Source organism: Kribbella sp. CWNU-51 (genome assembly GCF_054073265.1).
Genome location: NZ_JBSXMZ010000008.1, coordinates 1 through 25,663 on the forward strand (window position 1 = coordinate 1; position 25,663 = coordinate 25,663).

25 protein-coding genes and 1 other RNA gene are annotated in these 25,663 nt (G+C 68.6%); 13 read left to right on the top strand and 13 right to left on the bottom strand.

Annotation, left to right across the window (positions count from 1 at the left end; genetic code table 11):
• Positions 1–378: 378 nt before the first annotated feature.
• Both ACXC9Q_RS13220 and panB read left to right on the top strand, forming a co-directional pair.
• Positions 379–2,151, top strand: a complete 1,773-nt coding sequence (locus tag ACXC9Q_RS13220) for an NAD+ synthase (protein WP_457056777.1) — start codon at positions 379–381, stop codon at positions 2,149–2,151.
• Positions 2,152–2,336: 185 nt separating this feature from the next.
• Complete coding sequence (panB, locus tag ACXC9Q_RS13225; protein ID WP_457056778.1) at positions 2,337–4,397, top strand: 3-methyl-2-oxobutanoate hydroxymethyltransferase; 2,061 nt, start codon at positions 2,337–2,339, stop codon at positions 4,395–4,397.
• 30 nt (positions 4,398–4,427) lie between these two features.
• Here panB and ACXC9Q_RS13230 read toward each other — a convergent pair whose 3' ends face one another.
• Complete coding sequence (locus tag ACXC9Q_RS13230) at positions 4,428–5,012, bottom strand: TetR/AcrR family transcriptional regulator (protein ID WP_457056779.1); 585 nt, start codon at positions 5,010–5,012, stop codon at positions 4,428–4,430.
• Positions 5,013–5,069: 57 nt separating this feature from the next.
• Here ACXC9Q_RS13230 and pdhA point away from each other — a divergent pair, with 57 nt between their 5' ends.
• The 3 genes from pdhA to ACXC9Q_RS13245 are packed head-to-tail and all read left to right on the top strand — an operon-like array spanning position 5,070 to position 8,421.
• Positions 5,070–6,131 carry a pyruvate dehydrogenase (acetyl-transferring) E1 component subunit alpha gene (gene pdhA / locus ACXC9Q_RS13235; protein ID WP_457056780.1) on the top strand — a complete coding sequence of 354 codons (1,062 nt, stop codon included), beginning with the start codon at positions 5,070–5,072 and terminating at the stop codon, positions 6,129–6,131.
• A gap of 5 nt (positions 6,132–6,136) precedes the next feature.
• Complete coding sequence (locus tag ACXC9Q_RS13240) at positions 6,137–7,138, top strand: alpha-ketoacid dehydrogenase subunit beta (protein WP_329484885.1); 1,002 nt, start codon at positions 6,137–6,139, stop codon at positions 7,136–7,138.
• Entirely contained in the window at positions 7,135–8,421 is a 1,287-nt protein-coding gene (locus tag ACXC9Q_RS13245) for a dihydrolipoamide acetyltransferase family protein (protein ID WP_457056781.1), read from the top strand. The genes ACXC9Q_RS13240 and ACXC9Q_RS13245 overlap by 4 nt, the downstream gene beginning before the upstream one ends.
• Before the next feature lie 377 nt (positions 8,422–8,798).
• Here ACXC9Q_RS13245 and ACXC9Q_RS13250 read toward each other — a convergent pair whose 3' ends face one another.
• Positions 8,799–9,698, bottom strand: a complete 900-nt coding sequence (locus ACXC9Q_RS13250) for an aldo/keto reductase (RefSeq protein WP_457056782.1) — start codon at positions 9,696–9,698, stop codon at positions 8,799–8,801.
• 90 nt (positions 9,699–9,788) lie between these two features.
• Here ACXC9Q_RS13250 and ACXC9Q_RS13255 point away from each other — a divergent pair, with 90 nt between their 5' ends.
• The gene (locus ACXC9Q_RS13255) at positions 9,789–10,286 is read left to right on the top strand and encodes an NUDIX hydrolase (RefSeq protein ID WP_457056783.1); all 498 of its coding nucleotides are present in this window, start codon (positions 9,789–9,791) and stop codon (positions 10,284–10,286) included.
• 16 nt (positions 10,287–10,302) lie between these two features.
• On the opposite strand, the gene ACXC9Q_RS13260 is transcribed toward ACXC9Q_RS13255, so the two are convergent.
• Together ACXC9Q_RS13260 and ACXC9Q_RS13265 are read right to left on the bottom strand one after the other, a co-directional pair.
• On the bottom strand, positions 10,303–10,479 hold the full coding sequence (locus ACXC9Q_RS13260) for a hypothetical protein (RefSeq protein ID WP_457056897.1): 177 nt from the start codon (positions 10,477–10,479) through the stop codon (positions 10,303–10,305).
• Positions 10,480–10,542: 63 nt separating this feature from the next.
• The gene (locus ACXC9Q_RS13265) at positions 10,543–11,289 is read right to left on the bottom strand and encodes a helical backbone metal receptor (RefSeq protein ID WP_457056784.1); all 747 of its coding nucleotides are present in this window, start codon (positions 11,287–11,289) and stop codon (positions 10,543–10,545) included.
• Between the two features lie 295 nt (positions 11,290–11,584).
• Here ACXC9Q_RS13265 and ACXC9Q_RS13270 point away from each other — a divergent pair, with 295 nt between their 5' ends.
• The gene (locus tag ACXC9Q_RS13270) at positions 11,585–12,121 is read left to right on the top strand and encodes a histone H1-like repetitive region-containing protein (protein ID WP_328522092.1); all 537 of its coding nucleotides are present in this window, start codon (positions 11,585–11,587) and stop codon (positions 12,119–12,121) included.
• 178 nt (positions 12,122–12,299) lie between these two features.
• Here the strand turns inward: ACXC9Q_RS13270 and ACXC9Q_RS13275 are convergent, their stop codons facing one another.
• Positions 12,300–12,488: a hypothetical protein gene (locus ACXC9Q_RS13275; protein ID WP_457056785.1), complete on the bottom strand. Its 189-nt coding sequence runs from the start codon at positions 12,486–12,488 to the stop codon at positions 12,300–12,302.
• Between the two features lie 53 nt (positions 12,489–12,541).
• On the opposite strand from ACXC9Q_RS13275, the gene map reads away from it, so the two are divergent.
• Positions 12,542–13,390: a type I methionyl aminopeptidase gene (gene map / locus ACXC9Q_RS13280; protein ID WP_457056786.1), complete on the top strand. Its 849-nt coding sequence runs from the start codon at positions 12,542–12,544 to the stop codon at positions 13,388–13,390.
• 161 nt (positions 13,391–13,551) lie between these two features.
• On the opposite strand, the gene ACXC9Q_RS13285 is transcribed toward map, so the two are convergent.
• Positions 13,552–15,030, bottom strand: coding sequence for a S10 family peptidase (locus ACXC9Q_RS13285; RefSeq protein WP_457056787.1), 1,479 nt, complete (start codon positions 15,028–15,030; stop codon positions 13,552–13,554).
• Between the two features lie 44 nt (positions 15,031–15,074).
• Here ACXC9Q_RS13285 and ACXC9Q_RS13290 point away from each other — a divergent pair, with 44 nt between their 5' ends.
• Entirely contained in the window at positions 15,075–15,437 is a 363-nt protein-coding gene (locus ACXC9Q_RS13290; RefSeq protein ID WP_457056788.1) for a DUF952 domain-containing protein, read from the top strand.
• 9 nt (positions 15,438–15,446) lie between these two features.
• Positions 15,447–15,845, top strand: an RNA gene (rnpB, locus tag ACXC9Q_RS13295) — RNase P RNA component class A.
• 82 nt (positions 15,846–15,927) lie between these two features.
• Here the strand turns inward: rnpB and ACXC9Q_RS13300 are convergent.
• Positions 15,928–16,032: a DUF899 family protein gene (locus ACXC9Q_RS13300; RefSeq protein ID WP_457056789.1), complete on the bottom strand. Its 105-nt coding sequence runs from the start codon at positions 16,030–16,032 to the stop codon at positions 15,928–15,930.
• An 88-nt stretch (positions 16,033–16,120) separates the two neighbouring features.
• Between ACXC9Q_RS13300 and ACXC9Q_RS13305 the strand changes: the two genes are divergently transcribed.
• Together ACXC9Q_RS13305 and ACXC9Q_RS13310 are read left to right on the top strand one after the other, a co-directional pair.
• Positions 16,121–17,278, top strand: a complete 1,158-nt coding sequence (locus ACXC9Q_RS13305; RefSeq protein WP_457056790.1) for an alpha/beta hydrolase family protein — start codon at positions 16,121–16,123, stop codon at positions 17,276–17,278.
• A 57-nt stretch (positions 17,279–17,335) separates the two neighbouring features.
• Positions 17,336–18,232 carry a hypothetical protein gene (locus tag ACXC9Q_RS13310; RefSeq protein WP_457056791.1) on the top strand — a complete coding sequence of 299 codons (897 nt, stop codon included), beginning with the start codon at positions 17,336–17,338 and terminating at the stop codon, positions 18,230–18,232.
• Position 18,233: 1 nt separating this feature from the next.
• Here the strand turns inward: ACXC9Q_RS13310 and ACXC9Q_RS13315 are convergent, their stop codons facing one another.
• Positions 18,234–18,719 (bottom strand): GNAT family N-acetyltransferase, encoded by a 486-nt coding sequence (locus tag ACXC9Q_RS13315; RefSeq protein WP_457056792.1) that lies wholly within the window; start codon positions 18,717–18,719, stop codon positions 18,234–18,236.
• A gap of 51 nt (positions 18,720–18,770) precedes the next feature.
• On the opposite strand from ACXC9Q_RS13315, the gene ACXC9Q_RS13320 reads away from it, so the two are divergent.
• Entirely contained in the window at positions 18,771–19,340 is a 570-nt protein-coding gene (locus tag ACXC9Q_RS13320; RefSeq protein WP_457056793.1) for a TetR/AcrR family transcriptional regulator, read from the top strand.
• Positions 19,341–19,344: 4 nt separating this feature from the next.
• On the opposite strand, the gene ACXC9Q_RS13325 is transcribed toward ACXC9Q_RS13320, so the two are convergent.
• The 5 genes from ACXC9Q_RS13325 to ACXC9Q_RS13345 form a co-directional block, all read right to left on the bottom strand.
• Complete coding sequence (locus ACXC9Q_RS13325) at positions 19,345–20,778, bottom strand: RNB domain-containing ribonuclease (protein ID WP_457056794.1); 1,434 nt, start codon at positions 20,776–20,778, stop codon at positions 19,345–19,347.
• A gap of 35 nt (positions 20,779–20,813) precedes the next feature.
• On the bottom strand, positions 20,814–21,941 hold the full coding sequence (locus tag ACXC9Q_RS13330) for a bifunctional RNase H/acid phosphatase (protein WP_457056795.1): 1,128 nt from the start codon (positions 21,939–21,941) through the stop codon (positions 20,814–20,816).
• Positions 21,942–22,017: 76 nt separating this feature from the next.
• Positions 22,018–22,824: a zinc ribbon domain-containing protein gene (locus ACXC9Q_RS13335; protein ID WP_457056796.1), complete on the bottom strand. Its 807-nt coding sequence runs from the start codon at positions 22,822–22,824 to the stop codon at positions 22,018–22,020.
• Complete coding sequence (locus ACXC9Q_RS13340) at positions 22,802–23,935, bottom strand: Nif3-like dinuclear metal center hexameric protein (protein ID WP_457056797.1); 1,134 nt, start codon at positions 23,933–23,935, stop codon at positions 22,802–22,804. Before ACXC9Q_RS13340 ends, ACXC9Q_RS13335 begins: the two co-directional genes overlap by 23 nt.
• Positions 23,936–23,953: 18 nt before the next feature.
• Positions 23,954–25,582 (bottom strand): glycoside hydrolase family 13 protein, encoded by a 1,629-nt coding sequence (locus ACXC9Q_RS13345; protein WP_457056798.1) that lies wholly within the window; start codon positions 25,580–25,582, stop codon positions 23,954–23,956.
• Positions 25,583–25,663: the final 81 nt, after the last annotated feature.

The window sequence follows — 25,663 nt, forward strand, 5'->3', positions numbered from 1 at the left end:
GCTACCACACCCCCCGCGAAATGTTCGCTACCCTCCTCATCGACGACCTACACCGCGTTGCGACCACCCCCTGATCTCGCCGGGTAAAACCCTCCCCGGTCCAGAGGAACCAGGGACGACAGCAGACGCGACCTTCAGGTGCGCATCGCCGACGGCTGGAGGGCCGCGCGCGGGGTATCCCCGGATGGCACGAGGTCGGCTGGGATCACGTTGAGCGGATGCGCGTGGAGTTCCCGGCCCTGACCCATGAACACCTGACCGTGGACGCGCTGGATCCGGTCGAGAACAACCTGCGGTTGGTGCGCGCGTACATCCGGCGTACGTAAGAGGCGGGAGACGGACGTGGGTAAGAGCCGGGGGAACCAGTAATGTGCTCCCGTGCCTCAGCTTCGGGTAGCTCTTGCTCAGCTCAATGTGACCGTGGGTGACATTGACGGGAACGCGGACAAGATCGTCGCGTGGACCCGTAATGCTGTCGAGCGCGGTGCCCACGTCGTGGCCTTCCCGGAGCTCGGGCTGACCGGTTACCCGGTGGAGGACCTGGCGCTGCGGGCGTCGTTCGTGGACGCGTCGCAGGCGCGGATCCACGACCTCGCCCGGCGGCTGGCCGACGAAGGGCTCGGCGACATCGTGGTGGTCTGCGGCTACCTCGACCGCGCCGGCGGTACGGCGATGGGCATCGACCGGCTCGGCCGCCCCAAGGGCTCCCCGACGAACTCGGCCGCGGTGATCCATCAGGGCCGGGTCGTCACCAGTGCGGTCAAGCACCACCTGCCGAACTACGGCGTCTTCGACGAGTTCCGGCACTTCGTCCCCGGCAACACCCTGCAGGTGATCCGGATCCACGGCATCGACGTCGCCCTGGTCATCTGCGAGGACCTCTGGCAGGACGGCGGCCCGGTCGCCGTCACCAAGGCCGCCGGCGCCGGTCTGCTGCTCGTCGTCAACAGCTCGCCGTACGAGGCGAACAAGGACGACGTCCGCGGTGACCTGGTCCGCCGCCGCGCCCGCGAGGCCGGCTGCTCGCTCGCCTACGTCAACCTGGTCGGCGGCCAGGACGAGCTCGTCTTCGACGGCGACTCGCTGATCGCCGACGCCGAGGGCAAGGTCTTCGCCCGCGCCCCGCAGTTCGAGCAGGGCAGCATGGTCGTCGACCTCGACCTCCCGGCCGCATCAGGTACGCCGTCCGGCACCCACGAAGGCATCGAGATCGTCCACACCGTCCTGCACGAGGACGCCCTCGAGCCGTACGAGCCGATGGACTCGGCCGTCGCGCCGCGGCTGTCCGACGAGGCCGAGATGTACGGCGCGATCGTCACCGGCCTGCGCGACTACGTCCAGAAGAACGGTTTCAAGTCCGTCCTGCTCGGACTCTCGGGCGGCATCGACTCGTCGCTGGTCGCGGCGATCGCCTGTGACGCGGTCGGCCCCGAGCACGTGTTCGGCATCTCCAACCCGAGCGTCTACTCCAGCGACCACTCCAAGGACGACGCCGCCGATCTGGCGGCCCGCACCGGCCTCAACTACCGCGTCGTACCGATCCAGCCGATGGTGCAGCCGTTCCTCGACACGCTCGGCCTGACCGGGCTGGCCGAGGAGAACCTGCAGGCCCGGGTCCGGGCGGTCGTCTGGATGGGCCTGTCGAACGCCGACGGCCACCTGGTGCTTGCCTGCGGCAACAAATCCGAGCTGTCCGTCGGCTACTCGACCATCTACGGCGACGCGGTCGGCGGCTACGCACCGCTCAAGGACGTCCCGAAGACGCTGGTCTGGCGGCTGGCCAAGTGGCGGAACCAGGACGCGATAGACCGCGGCCGGCAGCCGCCGATCCCGGCGAACTCGATCGCCAAGCCGCCCTCGGCCGAGTTGCGCCCGGGACAGCAGGACACCGACTCACTGCCGCCGTACGATCTGCTCGACGACATGCTGGACGACTACGTCGAGCAGGACCGCGGCAGTGCCGAGCTGGTCGCCGCCGGGTTCGACACCGAGCTGGTCACGAAGGTGATCCAGCTGGTCGACCGGGCGGAGTACAAGCGCCGGCAGTACCCGCCGGGCCCGAAGATCACCCACAAGGCTTTCGGCCGGGACCGGCGACTGCCGATCACGAATGCATGGCGTGAGGACGCACGGAAGGCAGCCGAGCACTGAGCGACTCCTGGCGGTACCGCCCATCCACCGACACCCCGTGGGGCACCCCTGAGGAGCCCACCGGCCGTTCCGGCCTGCCTGCTGACGACCGCGGCGGTCGGGCAGGGAAGGAATTCAACGATGTGAGCGATCGCTCACCCACAGGCGGTGGCGCTCACCCTCCGCAACGGTGGGACGATGAAGGCATGGTTGACAACTTCCTGTCGGCCGGTACCCCGGGTGACGACGAGGAGCTGCCGTCGCCGTACGGGACCGGACCGAAGAACCGGACAACCGAGGAGCACCGCCGCTCGGACTACGACAACGACACCTGGCGGGACCGGCCCAACGGGCTCGGCCTCGACCCGTCACCGTCCCTGCCGAACGCACCACGGTCGTACGAGCGCGGCCCGGTGCCGCAGCAGCCGTACGTCCCCAAGCCGCCGTACTTGCCCGCCGCACCGCCACCGTCGCAGCAACCCCAGCAGCGGCAGTACGGCGAGCACCCGCCGAGCCGGCCGTACGGCGACCAGCCGCAGAGCCGACCGCAGGCTGACCACCCGCACCGGCCGGAGTACTACTCCGAGCGTGAGCAGTCGGCTGCTGACGAGCCGACGTACGGACAGCCGGCGTACCCGGAGCAGAACCCGTTCCGGCCGCAGCAGCCGCCGGCCCAGCCGACGCCGCCGCCATCACAGGGCCGACCGAGTCCGTTCGGACCGGGCAGCAACGGCACGCCGCCGAGCCGCCAGCCGCAGCCGCCGGCCGGACCGCCGGCGCAGCAGCGTCCGCCGGCACCGCCGCAGTCGAGTAATGGTGTGACGCAGCGGCCCGCTGCACCGCACAGCTCGAACGGCAGCACCAACTGGAGCAGTCCGGCCCCGACGCCGAGTCCTGCTCCGCCACAGACCCCTGCCCAAAGCAACGGACACGCCAATGGGCCGAGCAGCAACGGGGTGACCCCGCAGCAGCCGTCGAACCCGGCGCCGCAGCCGCAGACACCACCACCTGCGCCGGCTCAGAACCAGGCGCCGCAGCCGCAGCCGCCGCAACCACGACCTGCGTCGCCCGCCACTCCCCCGCCGAACTACCCGGTGGACACTCCGACGATCACGGCGTACATGCCGGAGGCGATCGAGTCCTACCAGCAGGAGCCGGGGCAGAAGCAGGACAACGGCTACCTGTCGGATCCGAGCGCGGAGTACGAGAGCAACGCGCCGGTCAGCGAGGAGCCCAAGCGGCTCGGCGCTCGGCGGCGTGCGGACGTCCAGCAGGACGCTCCGAGCCAGGTCGCCAACGAGCCCGGCGCATCACACCGCGCGGCGCGTCGGGCCCAGGCGACGGCGAGCAGTGCGCCGTCCGAGCTCGGCGGTTCCCCCGCGTTCGGCGGTTCGCCCGCGCTCGGCGGTTCGCCCGCATCGGCGGAGAACAGGCCGGCCGGCGGCAATGGTCCGGGTGAGGGCAGCAAGCGGCCGCGGCGCTACCGCGTCCACCACCTGCGCGACATGAAGAACCATGGCGAGAAGTGGGCCATGTTGACGGCGTACGACCAGTACACCGCCGAGATCTTCGACCAGGCAGGCATTCCGGTGCTGCTGGTCGGTGACTCCGCCGCGAACAACGTCTTCGGGTACGACACCACGCTGCGCGTCACCGTCGACGAGTTGATCCCGCTGGCGCGGGCCGTCGCGGGTGCGGTCGAGCGGGCGCTCGTCGTCGCCGACCTGCCGTTCGGTTCGTACCAGGCGTCACCCGAGCAGGCCTTCCACACCGCCGTCCGGTTCATGAAGGAAGCCGGCGTGCATGCGGTGAAGCTCGAAGGCGGCCGGAACATGGTGCCGATGGTGGAGAAGCTGACGCAGTCCGGCATCCCCGTGATGGCGCACATCGGCTTCACGCCGCAGAGCGAGCACAGCATCGGCGGCTACCGGGTCCAGGGTCGTGGCGACCAGGCGGCCGGGCTGATCGACGACGCGGTCGCGCTGGCCGAGGCGGGCGCGTTCTCCGTCGTACTGGAGATGGTGCCGGGCGATGTCGCCGCGGAGATCACCAAGCGCGTCTCGATCCCGACCATCGGCATCGGCGCCGGCCGCGACACCGACGCCCAGGTCCTGGTCTGGCAGGACATGGCCGGCCTCCGCTCAGGCACGATGCCCCGCTTCGTCAAGCGGTACGCCGACTTACGCGGCATCCTCACCTCCGCAGCCGCCACCTACGCCGCCGAAGTAGCCTCCGGCACCTTCCCCGCCGACGAACACACCTTCTAGCCGAGGCAGCAGACGCGCACGCTGACCTCCTTAGCGGGCCAGGCCGAGGGCTTTGAGGGCGGCGCGGGCCTGTTCCTTTGCTCGAGGGCGGGAGGGGGCGGGGTCGAGGCCGAGCAGGCGGCGGCGGTGCGGTTCGCCGAGCAGTAGACCGAAGAGGTGCTCGGCCGTGACCGCATCACCGTCGAGCAGTTCCGTGAGTACGTCGAGGTAGCGGCGCGGGCCGTTCGCGTAGAACGCCGACGCGAGTTCGGGGAACTGCCGGGCCTCCGCGATCACCAGTCGGTGCAGGTCGATCGCTTCGTCCGAGTGCAGCGTCGTCACCAGCCGGACCGCGACCTGCTCGAGACTGTCCGGTTCCTCCGACGGCAGGACCTGGGTGTTCAACCTGGCCACCACCGCGGCGAAGACCTCCGCCTTGTCACCGACATAGGTGTAGATGGTGCGCTTGGTCACCTGGGCTTCGGCGGCCAAGCGATCCAACGGCACCCCGCCGTACCCGTGTGCGAGGAACAGCCGGACCGCGGCGTCGAGGATGTCCTCGCGCCGCCGCTCCCGCTCCGCACCCGTCGGCCGGCCGAGCTTGCGCCGTTCCTGCTGGCTCACGTGATCTCTCACCTCATAAGAATGATACTATCCAGTGTCATTATCCGTCGTTCCGCCTAAGGACAGACGATGTCCCCTGACGTTGCCACATCCCGGAGTCGCTCCCGGCGCCGCACCACGCCGCCGGATCTCCTGCTCGAGTACTACCGGGAGATGTTGTTCATCCGCCGCTTCGAGGAGCGCGCCGCCCGCGCGTACACCGAGGCCGAGATCGGCGGCTACTGCCATCTCAACCTGGGCGAGGAGGCGACCGTCGTCGGGCTGATGCGCGCGCTCGCCCCGGACGACTACCTGTTCACCAACTACCGCGAGCACGGCTACGCGCTGGCCCGCGGGATCGAGCCCGGCCGGGTGATGGCCGAGCTCTACGGCCGCAGCGACGGCGTCTCCAAGGGCTGGGGCGGGTCGATGCACCTGTTCGACCTGGAGACGCGATTGCTCGGCGGCTACGGCATCGTCGGCGGCCAGTTGCCGCTCGCCACCGGCGCCGCGCTCGCGATCACGTACCGCGGCGGCTCGGAAGTGGTCCTGTGCCAGATGGGAGACGGTACGACGAACATCGGGGCCTTCCACGAGTCACTCAATCTCGCGGCCCTGTGGCAGCTGCCGATCGTCTACGTGGTCGTGAACAACCAGCTCGGGATGGGTACGACGGTGGAGAAGTCGTCGGGCGAACCCGAGCTGTACAAGCGCGGGTCGTCGTACCGGATCAAGGGCGAGCGGGTCGACGGCAACGACGTGGTCGCGGTCCGGGCCGCGGCCGAGCGGGCGATCGCGGCGGCTCGGAAGGGGCGGCCGATGCTGCTCGAGACGGTCAGCTCGCGGTTGCGCGGTCACTCGGTGGTGGACCCGGCGGCGTACCGGACGAAGGAGGAGACAGCTGCTCTCCGGGCGGCGGATCCACTGTTCGCGCTGGCGGACGATCTGCGGGCGTCCGGCGTACTGACGGAGGTCCTGGCCAAGGAGATCGAGGCGGACACGGTGGCCCGGGTGGCGGCTGCCGTCCGGTTCGCGGAGGCGAGTCCGCCGCCGGACATCGGGACGTTGTTCGACTACAACTACGCGACGCCGGTCGCCAACGACTCTCGCCGGCTGCCTGCTCACCCACTGTTCACGGCGGTGAACGCGTGACCGAGATGACGTACCGGCAGGCATTGCGGGACACGTTGCGGGCGGAGATGCTGCGCGACGAGAACGTGTTCCTGATCGGTGAGGAGATCGGGATCTTCGAGGGTTCGTACAAGATCACCGCGGGACTGCTGGCCGAGTTCGGCGAACAGCGGGTGCGCGACACCCCGATCTCGGAGGAGGGTTTCACCGGGGCGGCGATCGGCGCGGCGATGCTCGGGTTGCGGCCGGTGGTCGAGCTGATGACGATCAACTTCTCGCTGCTCGCACTGGACCAGATCGTCAACCACGCGGCGAAGATCCACGGCATGTTCGGCGGCCAGTGCCGGGTGCCGCTGGTGATCCGCACCCCGGGTGGCGGCGGCCAGCAGCTCGGCGCCACGCACTCGCAGAACATCGAGCTGTACTACGCGTTCGTGCCCGGACTCAAGGTCGTTGCCCCGAGCAACCCCGCGGACGCGAAGGCGTTGCTGCTGGCCGCGATCCGCGACGACGACCCGGTCCTCTTCCTGGAGAACCTCGCGCTCTACAACACCCGCGGCGAGGTGCCGGACCACGACGAGCCGGCCGAGATCGGCCGCGCCGCGATCACCCGGCCCGGGACGGACATCACCGTGATCGGGTACTCGCGGATGGCCGCGGTCGGATTGCAGGTCGCCGAGGAGCTCGCCCGGACCGAGGGCATCGACTGCGAGGTGATCGACCTGCGCAGCCTGCGGCCGCTGGACCGTCCGACGGTGGTCGAGTCGGTCCGACGTACGCACGCGGCGGTCGTGCTGGAGGACGACTGGCTGACGTACGGCATCGGCGCCGAGATCGCGGCGACGATCTCCGACGGGGCCTTCGACCAACTGGATGCGCCGGTCCGGCGGGTGGCGATGGCGGAGGTACCGCTGCCCTACGCGAAGAGCCTGGAGACTGCTGCGCTGCCGTCCGCGGACGACGCCGCGACGGCGATCCGGGAGACGTTGTCGGCTGTCGGCCGTCTGCGCCGAGAGGAAGCACGATGAGCGAGATCCTGATGCCGCGACTGTCGGACACGATGGAGTCCGGCGTGATCGCGACCTGGCACAAGCACCCCGGCGACGAGGTCCAGCCGGGCGACATCCTGGCCGAGATCGAGACCGACAAGGCGGTGATGGAGTACGAGGCGTACGAGCCTGGCACCCTCACTTCTGTGCTGATCGAGGAGGGCGCCGAGGCCGCGATCGGTACTCCCATCGCCATCCTCACCACGGCGGAGGACGCGACAGCCGCTGTACCCGAGGAACAGGACGACGGCGCAGGTGCCGCAGATCGGCCGGTGGCGTCGCCGTTGGCTCGGCGGGACGCGAGCGAGCACGGTGTCGATCTGCGGCACGTGACCGGCACCGGTCTCGGCGGCCGCATCATCCGCGCCGACGTCCTCGCAGCCGCAGCAGCCGCCACACCAACACCGACCGCAGCCGCATCACCACCCGCCCCGACGCCCACCGCAACCGTGCCACCCTCCACGGCCCACGAGGCCCCCACTCCACCGCCCTCGGCACCTCCTGCGGCGTCCAGTCCATCGACCCCTGCGGCCTCCGCTTCGCCACTCCCTGCAGCTTCATCCCCGGTCTCCGGGGTGGTTGAGCCGTTGGGGTTGTTGCGGCGGACGAGTGGCAGGCGGTTGGCGGAGAGCGCTCGGGAGATCCCGCACTTCAGGTTGACCGCCGTGGCCGATGTGGAGGATCTGGTAGCACTGCGACGCGAGCTCAACCAGCGCCTGCAACAGGCCGGCCGGCCGAAGATCAGCGTCAACGATCTCATCGTCCGCGCCTGTGCGTTGACGCTCCGGGACCACCCGGACGTGAACTCGTCCCTCGTGGACGACGGACTGCTCAGACACCCCGACATCAACATCGGCGTCGCGGTCGCCACCGCCGAAGGTCTGCTGGTCCCGGTGATCCGGAACGCGGACCGGCGGAGCGTGAGCGATATCGCCGCGGCGAGCACGGATCTCGCCGTACGGGCGCGGGAGCGACGGCTCCGGCCGGAGGAAATGACCGGCGCCACGTTCACCGTCAGCAATCTCGGCATGCTCGGGATCGAGGAGTTCACCGCGATCATCAACCCGCCCGAGGCCGCGATCCTCGCCGTCGGCGCGGTCCGCCGCGAACCGGTCGTCCTCGACGACGACACGATCGGTCCCCGGACCCGCGTCCGGTACACCCTGTCCGCGGACCACCGGATCCTCGACGGCGCGACCGGCGCCCGCTACCTCGCCGACCTCACCGACCTGCTGCAGAACCCGTGGCTCATCACCATCTGAGCCAGATCCACGTCAAGCAAGAGTGGGGAGGTATCCGGCTTATCCACCGCCTCGAAGCCGGCCCCGGCGGCTAGGTGCGGGGTTCACCCCTGATCTGGTCCCTTCACCCCCGGAATGCGGTGGGTAGAAGGGTGCAGCTGCGAGGTTCTCCCCCGAAATTGCCCCGGGCGGAAGCCACGTGCGGGAACGACCTCACCGTTTCGTGGCGAGGCACTAGTGTCCTGAGTCGGAAGTTCGGCGAGAGATTTCGGTGTTCAGGTGCGTGCATCGGGGTGCTTGAGCAGTGGCCTCGATGCGGAGCATCGTGGGCGCTGGGCAAGTGCCGCGAGGTGCGTGCCTGGGCGCCGAAAGCGCCGTCGAACTTCCGACTCAGGACACTAGATCCAGGGCAGGGCGGAGCGTTCGGTCCAGTACTCCTCGGGTTGCTGGACGAACTCGGCCAGAGGGCCGTCAGTGCGGTAGGCGAGGTTGCTTTCGAGTTGTTCGGCGGTGATGGCGCCGCTGAGCACGATGTCGGCCCACGGCTGCTGTACGGCGGCCCCGATGGCCAGCGCGTCGGGCGCGATGCCGTGCTGACGGGCGAACTCGTTGAACGGCGTCTCTCCGGCCCTCGCCGTCAGACGGCCGTTGGCGACAGCTTCCTTCACCACCACGAACCAGCCGGCGTCGTGCGCCTCGGCCAGCGCTTTCCCTGCTGAGGTCTCCAGCACGTTCCAGGTCGCCTGCACCGCCGTGAACGGTCCCCTGAGATCGATCGCCTTGCGCAGCGTCTCCGCCTGCTGCGGTCCACTCGTCGACAATCCGACACGTACGCCGTCGTCCGCGAGTTGCCGCAGTCGATCAAGCAGCTGTTGGTCGCCGAGCGCAGGGCTGTCCGCCGTGAGGCTGTGCACGAGGTAGTAGTCGGGCGGTCCACCAAGTGCTCGAAGGGTCTCCGGCCACTGCCGCTCGAAGGTCGCGAGAGTGTGATCCTTCACCTCGTGGGTGTCGACGTCGTTCCGCCAATCGGCGACGTACGTGTAACCCCACTTCGAGCCGATGGTCAGCTCCGGACGGCGCTCCGCCGTCAGCCACTCACCGAGGAACTTCTCGGCAAGACCGTACGAACGCGCGGCGTCGAAGTACCGAACACCTGCATGCCAGGCCTGCTCGAGCAGCTGATGCGTGCGCTGCCGAAGATCCTCGACCGCCCGCCCCGGCGGGAGATCCTCGTCATGTCCGAGGTTGATGTACCCAGGTCGCCCGAGTGCCGCCAGTCCGAGGCCGATGCTTGCCATGCATCTGATCCTAGGTGTCCGCGGCAACCAGTGTGAGACGCGCCGCACTGGACGACGCGGAACGGCCTTTGTCGTCTAGCGTTTTGTTGTGTGAGCGAATCCCGATTGCCACCGCCTGGCGCCGTCGTACGGCGTACGACGGCGCGCGTGCTGCCCGTCCGGCCGGACGGCAAGGTGTTGCTGCTGCACGGTTGGGATCCGCTGAAGCCACAGACGCCGTACTGGTTCACCATCGGTGGTGGCGTCGAAATCGGCGAGACGATCGCACAGGCGGCCAGCCGGGAACTGCTCGAAGAGGTCGGCATCCGGATGCCGGTCGACGCGCTCGGCGCGCCGGTGGCGACGAACACGATCGAGTTCGAGTGGGGCGGGTGCCCGATCATCCAGCATCAGACGTTCTTCGCGGTCGCGGTGGACGGCGTCGACGTGACGTTCGCCAACCAGGAAGAGCTCGAGCTGCAGACGATCAGCGCACACGGCTGGTGGTACGGCGACGACCTCGAGGCGACCGGTCAGGCCGCGCACGTCACCATCCCCGGTCTGCTCCGCCAGGCCGCCGACGCCATCACCCTGCGCCGCGCGTCCTGAGTCACCCCTCTCCTGATCAACGCTGCCGGGCTTGTTTCAGCACCTTCTTCGGGACCTTCTTGTCCACGTCGTAGTGCACGCGATCGAGCCGCTCGGCGCAGCCGGCCTTGGCCAGCCGCATCAGGACGACCGGGCACTTCTTGCACCTCGGCTTGTCCTTACAGCACTTCTTCTTCGCGGTCATCGACGGCACGCAGTGAGTGTAGGTGAGGCATACCTAACCGTCTAGCTGAGACGGCAGTGACCGTGGCGCACATCACCGCAGCTGCGCGCTGAGCAGCGACCGAGCCTCGACCAGCGACGGCCCGTACCAGGTGAGATGGCGCCCGGACACACACTTCGCGGGCTGCGTGAATGCCTCCGGTCCATCGGTCGGTGAAAAGGCATAAGGCTCATCCGGCAACACCACGATGTCGTAGTCGGGTAACCCGTCCGGGTCGATCCGCGGATAACGTTCACCGGCATCACTCAGCACGTTGTCGACGCCGATCCGGGACAACAGATCACCCGCGAACGTGTCCCGTCCCAACGCCATCCACGGCCGCCGCCAGATCGGTATCACGGCCCTTCGGCGCATTCCGTCGTACGGCGAACTCCACACAGTCCGCGCATCACGAAGCCAGGCCGGCACGTCGCCGATGATCGCGGACAGCATGCGGTCGAGTGAGTCGAGTGATTCGGCGACCGTCGTCGGTGCGGTCACCCAGACCGCGATTCCACTCGCGCGCAACGCGTTGAGATCGACGGCGCGATTCTCTTCGGCGTTCGCGAGTACGACGTCGGGTGCGAGTTCGCGGATGCGTTCGAGATCGGGATTCTTGGTGCCGCGAACACGCGGTACGTCGAGGTCCGCGGGATGTGTGCAGTAGTCGGTCGCACCAACGATCAGCGACGCGTTTGTCACCGCGATCGACTCGGTCAACGACGGCACGATACTCACCACGCGCGTCACGTCGACGGGCAGTGTGACGGTGTCTTCGAGGTCGTCTCGAGCAGTCCGCATCGGTCTGTACCACCTCACGTTCGCAGGACGTTGCCGACGACAACACTCGCCGATTGCACCGTTCGGCACGCAGTTTGTGCGCGTGTCGCCAAGAAATTCTTGAGCACCTCAGGCATGCTCGGACCGCGACGGAATCCCTTCTGCACAAGGATTTTCGGCATTTGCCCACCGCTTTGCGGCTCACACGCCTTAACCTGCGGACGTTTCGGGTGCTTTACGTAGGCACCAAGTGTTGTCATCATCATGACGACGAGGAATCCACCGTGGTTTTCCTCAGCCGCACCAAGGAGGCAGAGTGCCAGCCAAGAAGGCAGCCGCAGGGAAGGCGACAGCCAAAAAGGCTTCTCCCGCCAAGAAGACTGTCGCGAAGAAGACCACTGCAGCGCGGACGACGTCCACGCGCAAGGTCAGCGCAGCGAAGAAGACAGTGACGAAGAAGGTGAGTGCGGCAAAGACGACCGCCGCCAGGAAGACGGTGGCGAAGAAGGCCCCGGCCAAGAAGGCCACCGCGAAGAAGACTGTCGCGAAGAAGGCCCCGGCCAAGAAGGCTCCGGCCCGCAAGACCGTCGCGAAGAAGGCGCCGGCGAAGAAGACCACCGCCAAGAAGACGACGACGGCGAAGCGGACGGTGGCCAAGAAGGCGCCCGCGAAGAAGACTGTCGCGAAGAAGGCCCCGGCCAAGAAGGTCGCGGCGAAGAAGGCCCCGGTCAGGAAGACCGCCGCCAAGAAGGCGCCCGCGCGCAAGGTCGCGGCGAAGAAGGCGCCGGTGCGGAAGGCCGCCGCGAAGAAGGCCCCGGCCCGCAAGGCCCCGGCCCGGCGGGTCACCCGCTGAACCGGACGTCCGCGCGACGTCAACTGACACCAAACACCAAGGGGCACCACCGACAACCGGTGGTGCCCCTTGCTGCATAACCAACCCCAACCATCCCGCGCAGCGGGGTGACGTGCTTGTCAGTCGTCGTCCCACCACTACAACCATCCCGCGCAGCGGGCTGTGGTGTGTTGCTTTGTCAGTCGTCGTCCCACTTGGGGTCGTTGTCCCAGGCCTCGTTGCGTTCTTCGACCTTCTCCAGCGCCCGCGCCGCTTCTTCCGGGGAGCTGTACGGGCCGAGCCGGTCGCCCGACTTCGCCCCCGAGTACGGCTCGACCTTGCCGGTCTTGGTGTTGTAGTACCACTCGTTGCTGTGATCGTCGCTCATCTGGATGACCACCTCCTGGGAGTCTTGTCGCAGCTCACTAGAATGATCTCACCATGTCGACTCTCACTCCCGGCATCATCTCGCCGCGCCGCGAAGTACCCGCCTCCATCCCGCGCCCCGAATACGTCGGCAAGCCGGCCCCGACGCCGTACGACGGTTCGTACGTGACGGCGCCCGAGCTGGTGGACAAGATGCGGGTCGCGAGCAAGCTGGCCGCGCAGGCGCTGCAGGCGGTCGGTGCGGCGGCGAAGCCGGGAGTCACCACCGACGAGCTCGACAGGGTCGGCCACGAGTACCTGATCGAGCGCGGCGCGTACCCGTCGACGCTCGGCTACCGCGGCTACCCGAAGTCGCTGTGCACCTCGGTGAACGAGGTGATCTGCCACGGCATCCCCGACGACCGCCAGCTCGAGGACGGCGACATCGTCAACGTCGACATCACGGCGTTCCTGGACGGCGTGCACGGCGACACCAACGCGACGTTCCTGGTCGGCGATGTGGACGAGGAGAGCCGGCTGCTGGTCGAGCGCACGCAGGAGGCGCTGAACCGCGGCATCAAGGCGGTCAAGCCCGGACGCCAGGTCAGCATCATCGGGCGCGTGATCGAGTCCTACGCCAAGCGCTTCGGGTACGGCGTGGTCCGCGACTTCACCGGCCATGGCATCGCGACATCGTTCCACTCCGGCCTGATCATCCCGCACTACGACGACGAGCGCTTCAACGACGTGATCGAGCCCGGCATGACGTTCACCATCGAGCCGATGCTCACCCTAGGCACCTACGACTACGACCTGTGGGACGACGGCTGGACCGCCACCACCAAGGACAAGTCCCGCACCGCCCAGTTCGAACACACCCTGGTAGTAACCGACACCGGCGCCGAAGTCCTCACGCTGCCCTGAACATCACGCCGTACGAGCAGTCCTCTACGCGTCCTTCCAACATCGCGGGGCCAGTCCGGGGAGGGTTTTACCCCCGTGAAGGGACATTTCCCTCCCCAGTCCACCCATTCCCGGACCCACAACAACCCACAGCCCGCTGTGCCCACTGGTGAGCGCCATGGTCACCGGTTGGACGCCGAGTTGATGAAGGCGGCGAGGTCCTCGGACTGTTGCAGCCGGGATTCGTCGTGGACGTACATCATGTGGCCGGCTGCGTAGTACTTCGTTTCGATGTTCGCGACCAGTTGGGCGGGAAGCTGCAGGCGGGCCAGGGTGTTCTCGGTCGCGAAGTACGGCGTGGCGCCGTCGTAGTGACCCGATGCGACGTGGAGCTTCAGATGCGGGTTGGCGCGCATCGCTTCCGCGAGCTTCTCGGCGACGGTGATCTGCTGGCCTTCGAACTCCTTGAACGACCAGTTCTTCGCGGCCTCGAAGTTGAGGATCTCGTAAGGCAGGTCGTTCTGGTAGCCGAGCTCCATCCGCACGTAGTGGTTCAGCGCCGCCGTGTACGGCCCGATGATCGCGGCGAACGACGGGTCGTTGCCCTGCTTCTCACCACCGGAGTCCGCGTCCCAGCCGACGAAGCGGCCGTCCAGCCGGCCGACCACCTGGCGACGTGACCGCAACAGCTCGGCGAAGAAGCGCATGTGCTCGATCCGCAGGTTGACCCGGTCGATGTAGTCCTCGCTCAGCCCGGTCAGCGCGGCCAGCCGGGTGACCACCTCGGCCCGGTAGTCGGCCGGGATCCGGTTGCCCTGGGCAAGCGCATTCGGATACCGCCCGGCCGCGAATCGCTCGGCGTCGGCCAGCACTTCATCCAGAGAACGGTCCGGGATGAGACCGTGGTAGTGGGCGATCGCGGCGTACGACGGCAGGTACAGCGTGTACGGCAGATCGTTGCCCGGCGTGAAGTCGAGAGTGCCGAACTCGAGCACCGCGGAGATCAGCATCACCCCGTTCAGGTACATCCCGTACCGCTGCTGCAGGTGCGACGCCAGCCCGGCGGCGCGCGTCGTACCGTACGACTCGCCGGCCAGGAACTTCGGCGACATCCACCGCCCGTTGCGCGAGGTCCACAGCCGGATCACCTCGCCGACCGACTCCAGGTCGCGGGTGAACCCGTGGTACTCCCCCGGCTTCTCCCCTTCCACCGCCCGCGAGTATCCGGTCGACACCGGGTCGATGAAGACCAGGTCGCTGTGCCGCAGCAATGTCTCGGCGTTGTCGACCAGCCGGTACGGCGGGGGCGCGAGCTGACCCGCGTCACCCGACACGACCCGGCGCGGACCGAGCAGCCCGAGATGCAACCAGATGCTCGACGAACCCGGTCCACCGTTGAACGCGAACGTCACCGGCCGGTCGGCAGCGTCCGCGTCGTCCAGCGTGTAGGCGGTCAGAAACACCTCGGCCTTCGGCTGATGCCCGTCGAACTTGCCGTCGGTGAGCACCTCCTGCCGCAGCACGATCCGGCCGGTACTCGCGGTGTAGTTCAGTTCGCGCCCGTCGATCGTCAGCGAGTGCTGCGTCGTCACCAGATCGTCCACCGGCTTCTTCGGTTCTGCCGTACTGGACGGGGACTCGGTGCTCTCATCCTTGGCCATGTCGAGCACCCTAATCCAAGCGTTCAGCCATTAGCGTGGGGACTATGGCGACGATTCTGCATATCGCGTTCGTGGAGCAGTGGGAGGCGGCTCGGGAGGCCGGTTGTTATCGGTGGTCGACGCGCGGGACGAGCCTCGACGACGGTGCGACGTTCATCCACGCGTCCCGCCCGGAGCAGGTGGCTATGGTGGCGAACTTCGTGTACGCCGACGTGACTGAGCCGTTGTGCTTGCTCGTGATCGACACCGAGCGCCTGGTGTCCGCCCTGTGTGAAGAGCCGGTGGGCGACCAGTTGTTTCCGCACATCTACGGACCGCTCAACCTGGACGCGGTGGTCGACGTACGGCGCTATGAGCGGGGCGCTGACGGCCGCTGGCCGGCTGTGACCGCGCAGGCCGTATCCTGAGAGTAGGAACGGGTCGGTCGGGCGATCGCGTCGCCCGCGACAGCGGGCGCCGAGGAAAGTCCGGACTCCACAGGGCAGCGTGGTGGGTAACACCCACCCGGGGCAACCCGCGGGACAGTGCCACAGAGAACAGACCGCCAGCGGCTCCGATGAACCCCGTGGTTCATAGGAGTGCGGGTGAGGGTGAAACGGTGGTGTAAGAGACCACCAGCTCCGCAGGTGACTGCGGAGGCTCGGTAAACCCCACGTGGAGCAAGGCCAAGAAGGACGGTGGGCAACCACCGCCCGCGCGAGCGTTCGAGGGCTGCCCGCCCGAGCTCGCGGGTAGGCCGCTGGAGGTGCCCGGCAACGGCCACCGTAGATGGATGATCGCCACCACAGAATCCGGCTTACAGACCGACCCGTTCCTCTCACCACCGTGGTCCACCACCCAGTCGTGGTTTCGGCTGGCTCGTGCGGCATCCACGAGCCGTTTCCAACGACTCGATGATTACGGCGGGGCGTCGGGGCCGCGGCCGTAGGTGGAGTAGGTGTGGTGGATGGCTCCGTCGACGCGGAGGAAGCAGCTGAGGCCGTGGAGGTCCGGAAGGTTCATCACAGGTCCTCCATCGATCAGCACTGATACCGGGGACGTCGGAGCCGAATTCCCGGATTCGACACCTCTGTGGTGGCACGCTTGGACTATGGCGCGCAGAGGACTCCGCCGGATGCGCACGGGGATCGTGATCCTGGTGCTCGTCGCCCTGCTCGCGGGCGCCGGGTACGCGGGCTGGATCATGGTGAAACGGTCTGAGCCGGTATCGCTGCCCGAGCCGACGGGGACCTTCCAGGTCGGGCGGCGCGGGTTCGAGTGGACCGACACACCGCGCCGCGATCCGTTCGCCGACGGGCCGCGGAAGCTCTCGGTCTGGCTCTGGTACCCGGTCGCCAAGGGCACGACCGGACGCAAGGTCGAGTACGCCCCGGACCTCTGGAGCGGACTACACCTGAAAGCGCCGCTGTCGTTGTTCCAGGGACCGTTCGACACCCTGGAGGATCGCGCGCTGGATCGCGTCGCCATCGCGCCCGGGCGCTTCCCCGTCGTCGTGCTGATGCCCGGGATGGGACTGTCCGCGCCGATGTACGCGAGCCTCGCCGAGGATCTCGCCAGTCACGGCTACCTGGTCGCCGGCGTGACACCGACGTACAGCGCGAACCTCACCGTGCTCGGCGGGCAGCCGATCGGGAGCAAGGAGGCGGCCAACCCGCCGAACCTCGGCGACAGCAGCGAGCAGGCGGAGAATGTCGGCGATCATCTCGTCGGCACCTGGGCCGCCGACGCGCGTTTCGCCGCCGGCATGCTGGCCAAGCAGTTGCCGACCAGCGTCGAGACCGGGCTCGGCACGTCGTACGTCGGCCACTCGTTCGGCGGCGCGGCGTCACTGGAGGCGTGCCGGCTCGATCCGCGCTGTGCGGCGGCGGTCGATCTGGACGGCAGCCAGTTCGGTGACGTGGTGACCAAGGGCGTGCGGGCGCCGATCATGCTGCTCGGCGCGGACGACTCGTGCATCACCAGCGTGTGCGGCCCGGACGCCAAGAACGACGCGGACCGCAACCGCGCCCTGTCGTTGCTCAAGGCAAGCACTGGTACGTCGTGGTGCGCGACCGTCCCCGGCAGCCGGCACTTCAACTTCACCGATTACGGCGCCTACTACCTGGCGTACCCGCTGCGGAAGTTCCTGCCGCTGGGCAGTGTCGGCCCGCGCCACGCCCTCACCGTGCAGAACGGCTACGTCACCACCTTCCTGTCCCACGCCCTCTACAACACTCCGGCTCCCGGCGCCCCCGCCTGCGCGTCCTAACTTTCCGGCCGTCGGCTGCATCGAGTGGGGTAACCGACCCACCTGACAGGAGTGCTGATGGTCAAGACGTTGTCAGCCGCCGTACTTTCCGTCGTCCTCGCGGCGATGGTCCACACCCCCGCGCACGCCGCGGCCCCGAACAGTTGCTCGATCGACGTCGGCTCGTTCACCGCGGCCGGCAACCAGCGCCTGCAGAGCTTGTCCGCCACGTCGCCGCCGCGGCGGTTCCTGGACCAGACGCTGGCCGAGAAGGTCCTCCCCATGGCGCAGGTCCGGATGAGCGGGCCGATCTTCGTGGACACCGACGCCGTCCCACCGATGAACGCGTCCGGCAACCTCGTGATCGGAGCTGCGTTGTACCGCTTCACCTACAAGCTCCCGCAGGATGGGACTCCAACGCCGTACGACGTCAAGCTCAGCCGGATCGGTGGCGGTTGGGACCGTTTCGTGGCGTACGAGAGCGCGAAGTCGCCGAACGGCACGCGGCACTACGAGTACGCGCTCCGCAACGACGGCACGCTGTTGCGCTGGTTCACGAACAGCGCCGGCCTGGCCTGGACTGCGCTGGGCACCACGCCCGGGTTCGGCGCCGTCAAGGCGATGACGGTGATCAGCGAGACGAGCAGCTACGACACGCTCCTCATGAACACCCGCGGCGGCGCGCTCTACACAGTCCGCATCCCGGTGGCCAAGACCATGCGACCCGTCGTGACGAAGGTCCGCGCGTCGACCTGGCAGGGCTTCGAGACACTGCTCACGGCCCGCTGCGGTCAGTACGGCACGCTGCTGGTCGGGATCGACAAGGACACCGGCAACGCCTACGAGTACGCCGTCGGCCACGCGGCAGGGACAAGCACCGTCATCCAGAGCCGCTACCGCGTGCCGTGGCCGTTCACCGACCCGATCCACTTCCGTTCGCTGACCACGGACACGCTGCCGCTGAACGGCGAGTAGCTCAGAGGTCGAGCTCGTACGTCTGCCCGACCAGGCTCTGGCCCCACATCTCGTGGGGTTCGGAGCCGGTCAGGCGGAACCCGCGGGACAGGTAGATATGCCGAGCCGCGACCAACGGATCGTTGGTCCACAGGACCATCCGCTTGTAGCCGGCCGCGCGGGCGAACGCGAGACAGGTGTCGACCAACTCCGCTCCAAGGCCGCGGCCGCGGGCGGCCGGCGTCACCAGGAGCAGCCGCAACTGGGCCGTCGTCTCATCCGGACCGCGCACGCAGAAGATGCTCCCGGCCCGCTCCCCGTCCACCTCGGCGATCCAGGCGGACTCACGCTCGTCGTCATGCTCGGACGCGTACGCCGAGACGATCTGCGCGATCAGCACCTCGTACGACGGACCCCACCCGTACTCGGCTCCGTAGATCTCGGCATGCGACTGCACCACCCACCCGAGGTCCCCCGGCGTCCCCAGCTTCCTGATCAGTTTCGTCATCACCCTGCCCGTTCTACTGACACGACTGTTTCAGTGAGCGATACTAGCCCTGTGCCGACCACGAAGCCAGCCCCTTCCGCGCGCCAGCTGGAACTGCTCGAGCGCGCCTACGCCTACTCGCTCACGCACGGGCTGGCCGACCTGTCGCTGCGTCCACTCGCCACCGCGATCGGCTCGAGCCCGCGGGTGCTGCTGTTCCTGTTCGACAGCAAGGACGGCCTGATCCGCGCCCTGCTCGCCCGCGCCCGCGTCGACGAGCTCGAACTGCTCCGCCAGCTCGACGAGCGGTACGACGAACCGCCCGGGCTGACCGTGGTCGCGCGGGAGCTGTGGACCTGGCTGGCCGCGCCGGAGCGGCGGCCGCTGATGACGTTCTGGGTCGAGGCGTACGGGCGGTCGCTGGTCGCACCGGAAGGGCCGTGGGCGGATTTCGGCCGCTCGACCGTCGACGACTGGCTGGAGCTGCTCAAGGCCAGTCAGCCGGATCCAGGATCCGCCGCGGCCGAGGCACGGCGTACCGGGGTGCTCGCGATGCTGCGGGGCGCGCTGATCGACCTGCTCGCGACCGGCGACCTCAACCGCACAACCGCGGCCGTCGACGACTACCTGGCCAGAACCTAACGGGCTAGGCGAGTTTGAAGGCGATCGTCCGCTTGGTGATGTCGGCCTCGACGAGTTTGACGCGCACCGGCTGGCCGAGCGGCAGTGGCGCCGTACCGGTGATGCGGCCCTCGACGGCGAGCGTGGTCAGCGCGACGATGCCGCGGGTGTTCTCGCGCTCGTCGACGTCGGTGATGACGCCGTCGAACTCCGAGCCGATCTTCTCGGCCACCAATCCGGCCTCGACCATGCTGACGATCGAGCGCTCGTACGCGTGCGCCCGCCGGTCGGCCTCGTCCATCACCTTCGGGATCTCGTCCATCGACTCGCGGACCCAGGCCGGCACCTCGGCGCCGGCGGACAGCGCGAGGCAGATCTCGCCGGTCCACCGATCCACCAGCCGCCGCAGCGGCGCGGTGACATGCGCGTACTCCGCCTTCATCGCGGCGTGCTCGGGCTTGGCCGGCACACTCCCCGAGAACGCCGTGTACCCGGCGCCGCGGAACAGCACCGTGCACGCCGCCAGCATCGCCGCATGCGCCGGCACCTTCGGATCCAGTGCGTGGATGAACGCGGCGTACGACGTCCCGTCCGGCCAGGCGAGCCCGAGAGCCTTGGCGGTGTTGCCCAGCTTGCGCCGTAGGTCGTCGTGCGACTCGGGCAGCGTGCGCAGGATGCCGATCCGGCCCTTCATCATCAGCTCCGCGGCGGCCATCCCGGTGAGCAACGAGATCTGCGCGTTCCAGCCCTCGACCGGCAGTGGCGCGCGGAACTCCAGACCCCAGCCGTGGTTGGAGGTGACGACCTCCTGGTCCGGGATGGGCAGGTTGACGCCGCCGCGCTCGAGCTCACGCTGCTCGCGGAGCTTGCCGACCTCGCGAAGCAACTGCAGGGACTCTGACGCGTTGCCGGCGTCAAGGTCCTTCTGCACGCCCGCGTAGTTCAGCTTGGCCCGCGACTTCACCAGCGCTCGCTCGCACACCACGCCAGTGCCATCGCCGGATGTGTCGACCGTGATCGTCCACAGCACCGCGGGACGCACCTGGTCGGGCAACAGCGACGCCGCACCCTCGGACAGCTCCGGTGGGTGCAGCGGGGTCCGCTTGTCCGGCGCGTAGAGCGTCTCGCCGCGGCGGCGCGCCTCGGCGTCGATCGGGTCACCGGGCTGGACGAAGGCGGCGACGTCGGCGATCGCGTAGTACACGGTGTAGCCGTCGCCGGTCCGCTCGATGTGCAGCGCCTGGTCGAGGTCCATCGAGTCCGGAGGATCGATGGTCACGAACTCGATGTCGGTCCGGTCGAGCTCCGGCAGCCGCGGACTCTTCACCGCCTGCAGCGCCGCCGCGACCACCTCGGCCGGGAACTCCGCCGGCACCTCGAGCTCACGCCGGATGTCCTGCAACGACGCCCGGAACACCTCGGGAACGTCCTCGGCGAAATGCACCCTTTGCAGCGGCACGTGAGCTCTCCGTCCTTCTCAGCGTTGTGCTGAGGTCAGACTAGCGAGGGTTGCACATTGAAGGAGCGGAGTGACGCGAGGCCGTCGGCGTACCAGTGGATCTCGGTCAGCGTTGCCGGGCGCAACTCCATCCGGAACAGCGACGACATCGGGGCCTGCAGCACCGACCGGACCATCAGCTTGATCGGCGTGACATGGGTGACCACGACCACGGTCTTGCCCGGATGCCTGGCCAGGATCGCGTCCCGGGCGGACCGGGTCCGCCGCGCGCAGGTGTCGAACGACTCGCCGCCGGGCGGCGCGACCGCGGTCGACTCCAGCCACGCGTTCATGGCGTCCGGCCACTTCTGCTGGATCTCGGCGAACGTGTGCCCGTCCCAGTCGCCGAACGCGACCTCACGCCAGCCGTCGTCCACGACCGCGTCGAGCCCGAGCCGCTCGGCGACCACGGCCGCCGTCTCCCGCGTACGCCGCATCGGCGACACCACGAGCGCGTCGACGCCACCGATCCGGGACAGATACTCCGCGGCCGCCTGGGCCTGCACCCGGCCGGTCTCACTCAGCCCGGGGTCGTCACCACCGGAACCCGAGAACCGCTTCTCGGCGGTGTGCGGCGTCTCACCGTGCCGCAGGAAGATCAGCTGCGTCGGTGGCTCGGCCTGCGCACCCCAGCCCTGCAACGCCTTCTGCAGGACCGACGGCTCCTGGGTCACCGCCGGTCCCGGACCGGGGGCCTCCGGCTTCAGCGGGATCGGCACGCCGTCGAGCGCCATGTTCGCGAGTGCGTCGGCTGCGGCGTTCTGTGCGCGCGGCACCCAGGTCCACTCGGTCCCGAACGGCGCCAGGCCCTGCGCCTTGATCGCCAGCGGCTGCAGGTCCGGGTGCTTGATCTTCCACCGGCCGGCCATCTGCTCGATGACCAGCTTGGAGTCCATCCGCACCTCGATCGACGCGTTCGGCGCGTACTCCGCGGCCAGCTCGAGTCCCGCAATCAGACCGGAGTACTCGGCCACGTTGTTCGTCGCGATCCCGAGCGTCTTCCCGTCCTGAGCGATCACCTCACCGGTCACGGGATCGCGAACGAGAGCGCCGTACGCCGCCGGTCCCGGGTTCCCGCGCGAGCCACCATCGGCCTCGACGATGACATGGGTAAGACCGCTCATCCACGTCCTCGCTTCGCTCCGGGCGCGGATGAGACACGAGGCACGCTGTGCTTGATGATGAGCTCGCTCCGCTCGCTCATGCCGCGCTCTCCGACGTACGCACGAGAATCCGTCCGCACTCCTCACAGCGCAGTACGGCGTCCGGTGCGGCCGCCTTGATCCGGTTCAGGTCGGACGGCGCGAGCTCCATCCGGCAGCCCATGCAGCGCTTGCCGACCAGTGGCGCGGCGCCGATGCCGCCGTTGTGCTCGCGCAGCCGCTGGTACTGCGTGACGAGGGCGTCCGGCAGCTCGGCGGCGATCGTGGCGCGCTTGTCGCCGAGCTCGGCGCGCTGCTCGTCGAGCTCCTTCAGCGCGGCGCCGCGGGTGGTCTCCAGCTCGGTCTGCCGGCCGGCGAACGTCTCGGCGCGGGTGCGCAGGTCGGCCTGGACCGCCTCGGCGGCCTCCAGCTTCTCCATCACCTCGAGCTCGGCGTCCTCCAGGTCGGAGATCCGCCGGTCCAGCGAGCCGATCTCGTGCTGCAGGTTCTCCAGATCCTTCGGCGAGCTGATCTGACCGGAGTCGATCCGCTGCTGGTTGCGCGCCTTCCGCTGCCGAACCTGCTCGACGTCGGTGTCGGCCTTCTTCTGCTCCCGCTGCAGGTCGCTGACCTCGGTGTCGGCGGTGACCAGGTCGTGATCGACGACGGTCTTCTCGGCGACCAGTTCCGTCAGGGCCTGGTGCTCGGGCAGCGATTTGCGCTTGTGCGCGACCTGATCCAGCTGCAGGTCGACATCCTGCAGGTCCAGCAACCGGCGTTGGACGGCGGGCTCGGCGTTCAGGATCGGCTCCTTAGCTCGTTCAGTTGTCTGTGCCGCGGAATCAGAGCCGCAGGTTCCACGCATCCGTGCGGAGCGTCGAGATGTGAGTGTCCACGGTACTGCCTTGCGCTGCCAAGCTTTCGACCAGGAGCCGCTCCGCGTCCCGCAGCCACGGCCACTCGCTGGCCCAGTGCGCGACATCGATCAGCGCCGGACCCTCGTCGTACGCGCGGGCCTCGGTCGCGGGGTGATGGCGGAGGTCGGCCGTGAGATAGGCGTCGACGCCGGCGGCACGGACTCGCTCGAACTCCGAGTCCCCCGCTCCCCCGACCACCGCGACGGTTTCGATCGTCCGCTCCGGATCCCCGGAGACCCGGACGCCCTGCTCCGTCCGTGGCAGGCTCTCGGCGACCAGCCGTGCGAAGTCCTTCAGCGGCAGTGGCTCCGGGAGTACGCCGATCCGGCCGCCGCCCCGCTGACTCGGAACCTGCGCCAGTTCGTAGAGGTCGAAGGCCGGCTCTTCATAGGAATGTGCGGTGATCAGCGCCTCGACGACACCTCGGCGCTTGCGGCGCGGCAGGATCATCTCCAGGCGCTTCTCCGGAACGACCTCGATGTCCCCGACCTGACCGATCGCCGGGTTCGCGCCCTCGAGCGGCCGGAAGGTGCCTTCGCCGACGCCGCTCCAGGCGGCCCGGTCGTAGTCACCGATCTGTCCGGCGCCGGCCTTCGCCAGCGCGTCGATCATCGCCTGCGTCTCGTCGACCGGCACGAACACCACGAGCTTGTCCATCGGCTCGGACGGCAGCGCCTTGAGCGGCCGGGTGTCCCGCAGGCCGAGGGCCGCGGCGAGCGCGTCGCTCACGCCCGGGTTCGCGTTGTCGGCGTTGGTGTGGCAGACATGCAGCGCGGTGTTGCTCCGGATCAGGTCGTGCACGACCCGGCCCTTCGGCGTGGTCGCGGCCACGCTGTTGACCCCGCGCAGCAGGAGCGGGTGGTGGGTGACGAGGAGATCGAAGTCGCCCTCGATCGCCTCGTCCACCACGGTCCGCATCGGGTCGACGGCGAACAGGATCCGTCGTACCTGCTGCTCCGGATCGCCGGTGACCAGCCCGACCGCGTCCCAGGACTCCGCCCAGGCAGGGTTGTACAGCCGGTCGAGGACGGCGATCACATCAGCAAGCGTGGGGGTCACGACCCCCATCCTGCCGCATCAGATCAGCCAGGCAGTGGTGTCACTCGGGAGCTTGTCGCCCTCCAGCGGACCGCTCGACAGGACCACCGCGGCGTCGGGCAGCTCGACCGGCGCGGCGCCGAAGTTCGTGACGGACTGCCAGCCGCCGGGACGGGTGAAGTGCAGGACCCAGTCGGTGCCGTCGACCCAGCTCAGTGAGTTGCTGGCCTGCAGACCCCGGCGTACGGCGAGGGCCTTGCGGTACAGGCTCAGCGTCGAGTCCGGATCGCCCACCTGCGCCTCCACCGAGTACGCACCGAACCACTTCGGCTGCACCAGGTGCGAGCCACCGGAGCCGAAGCCGAAGGACAGTCCGCCGACGGTCCACGGGATCGGCACCCGGCACCCGTCGCGGCCCTTCTCGGCGCCCTTGGAGCGGAAGTACGCCGGGTCCTGCAGGTTCGCCGCCGGCAGTTCGCCGACCTCCTGCAGACCGAGCTCCTCACCTTGGTACAGGTACGCCGATCCCGGCAGCGCCAGCATCAGCAGGACCGCGGCCCGGGCCCGGCGCAGTCCGAGCGCGACGTCGTTCGTCGGGTCGGTTCCGTCGCTCAGCAGCCAGTCCTTGCCGTCCTGCCAGCCGCCCTTCGGGTTCTTCGGCAGGCCGTACCGGGTCGCGTGCCGGACCACGTCGTGGTTCGAGAACACCCAGGTCGACGACGACCCGTTCTGCTCGGCCAGCGCGAGGTTCTCCTCGATCACCCGACGGAACTTGTCGTACTCCCAGTCAGCCTGCAGCAGGTCGAAGTTGAACGCCTGGCCGAGCCCGTCCGCACTGGCGTACCGGGCCCGCCGGGCCGCCGGTACGAACGCCTCGGCGACGGCCGACCGGGGCGGGTCGTACTCGTTCAGCACGTTCCGCCAGTCGCGGTAGATCTCGTGGACGCCGTCCTGGTCCCACAGCGGGTGCTCGCCGTTCGACTCGGACTGCCGGGGCAGGGTTGCCTTCGAAGGAAACGGCTCGGACAAGTCCTTCACCAGCGCGCTCGCGACGTCGACACGGAAGCCGTCGACGCCTCGGTCCGACCAGAACCGCAGTGTCTGCAGGAAGTCCGCGCGTACCTCCGGGTGCTCCCAGTTCAGGTCGGGCTGCTCGGCCGCGAACATGTGCAGGTACCACTGCCCGTCGTCGGTCCGCGCCCAGGCGGATCCCCCGAACACCGAGTCCCAGTCCGACGGCGGCTGGTCGCCCTCGCCGTCGCGGAAGATGTACCGGTCCCTGGCGGGCGTGCCCTTCGCGGCCGCGAGCGCCTCGCTGAACCACTCGTGGCGGTCAGAGGTGTGGTTCGGGACGATGTCGACGATCAGCTTGATGTTCTCCGCGTGCAGCGCCTCGACCAGCAGGTCGAAGTCCGCCAGGGTGCCGAGCCGCGGGTCCACGTTGCGGTAGTCGTCGACGTCGTACCCGCCGTCGGCCAGGGCGGACGGGTAGAAGGGGCTCAGCCAGACGGCGTCGATGCCGAGCTCCGCCAGGTACGGCACGCGGCTGATGATGCCCGGCAGGTCACCGACGCCGTCGCCGTTGGAGTCGGCGAAGCTGCGCGGGTAGATCTGGTAGACGACGGCCTGCCGCCACCAGTCGGGGTCGGTCGTCTGCGGACTGGTCACGGTCGCCTCACTCGAGTGTCAGTCTTGCGCGGTTGTTTATATAGGCTCTAAATTTAGATTCTGCAGTATTCTGCGCGCGGA

Coding starts and splice junctions, on each gene's coding strand:
- panB (WP_457056778.1), top strand. CDS start 2,337: ATGGTTGACAACTTCCTGTCGGCCGGTACCCCGGGTGACGACGAGGAG.
- pdhA (WP_457056780.1), top strand. CDS start 5,070: ATGTCCCCTGACGTTGCCACATCCCGGAGTCGCTCCCGGCGCCGCACC.
- ACXC9Q_RS13240 (WP_329484885.1), top strand. CDS start 6,137: ATGACGTACCGGCAGGCATTGCGGGACACGTTGCGGGCGGAGATGCTG.
- ACXC9Q_RS13245 (WP_457056781.1), top strand. CDS start 7,135: ATGAGCGAGATCCTGATGCCGCGACTGTCGGACACGATGGAGTCCGGC.
- ACXC9Q_RS13250 (WP_457056782.1), bottom strand. CDS start 9,698: ATGGCAAGCATCGGCCTCGGACTGGCGGCACTCGGGCGACCTGGGTAC.
- ACXC9Q_RS13265 (WP_457056784.1), bottom strand. CDS start 11,289: ATGCGGACTGCTCGAGACGACCTCGAAGACACCGTCACACTGCCCGTC.
- ACXC9Q_RS13275 (WP_457056785.1), bottom strand. CDS start 12,488: ATGAGCGACGATCACAGCAACGAGTGGTACTACAACACCAAGACCGGC.
- map (WP_457056786.1), top strand. CDS start 12,542: ATGTCGACTCTCACTCCCGGCATCATCTCGCCGCGCCGCGAAGTACCC.
- ACXC9Q_RS13285 (WP_457056787.1), bottom strand. CDS start 15,030: ATGGCCAAGGATGAGAGCACCGAGTCCCCGTCCAGTACGGCAGAACCG.
- ACXC9Q_RS13290 (WP_457056788.1), top strand. CDS start 15,075: ATGGCGACGATTCTGCATATCGCGTTCGTGGAGCAGTGGGAGGCGGCT.
- ACXC9Q_RS13300 (WP_457056789.1), bottom strand. CDS start 16,032: ATGAACCTTCCGGACCTCCACGGCCTCAGCTGCTTCCTCCGCGTCGAC.
- ACXC9Q_RS13305 (WP_457056790.1), top strand. CDS start 16,121: ATGGCGCGCAGAGGACTCCGCCGGATGCGCACGGGGATCGTGATCCTG.
- ACXC9Q_RS13310 (WP_457056791.1), top strand. CDS start 17,336: ATGGTCAAGACGTTGTCAGCCGCCGTACTTTCCGTCGTCCTCGCGGCG.
- ACXC9Q_RS13315 (WP_457056792.1), bottom strand. CDS start 18,719: ATGACGAAACTGATCAGGAAGCTGGGGACGCCGGGGGACCTCGGGTGG.
- ACXC9Q_RS13330 (WP_457056795.1), bottom strand. CDS start 21,941: ATGAGCGGTCTTACCCATGTCATCGTCGAGGCCGATGGTGGCTCGCGC.
- ACXC9Q_RS13335 (WP_457056796.1), bottom strand. CDS start 22,824: ATGCGTGGAACCTGCGGCTCTGATTCCGCGGCACAGACAACTGAACGA.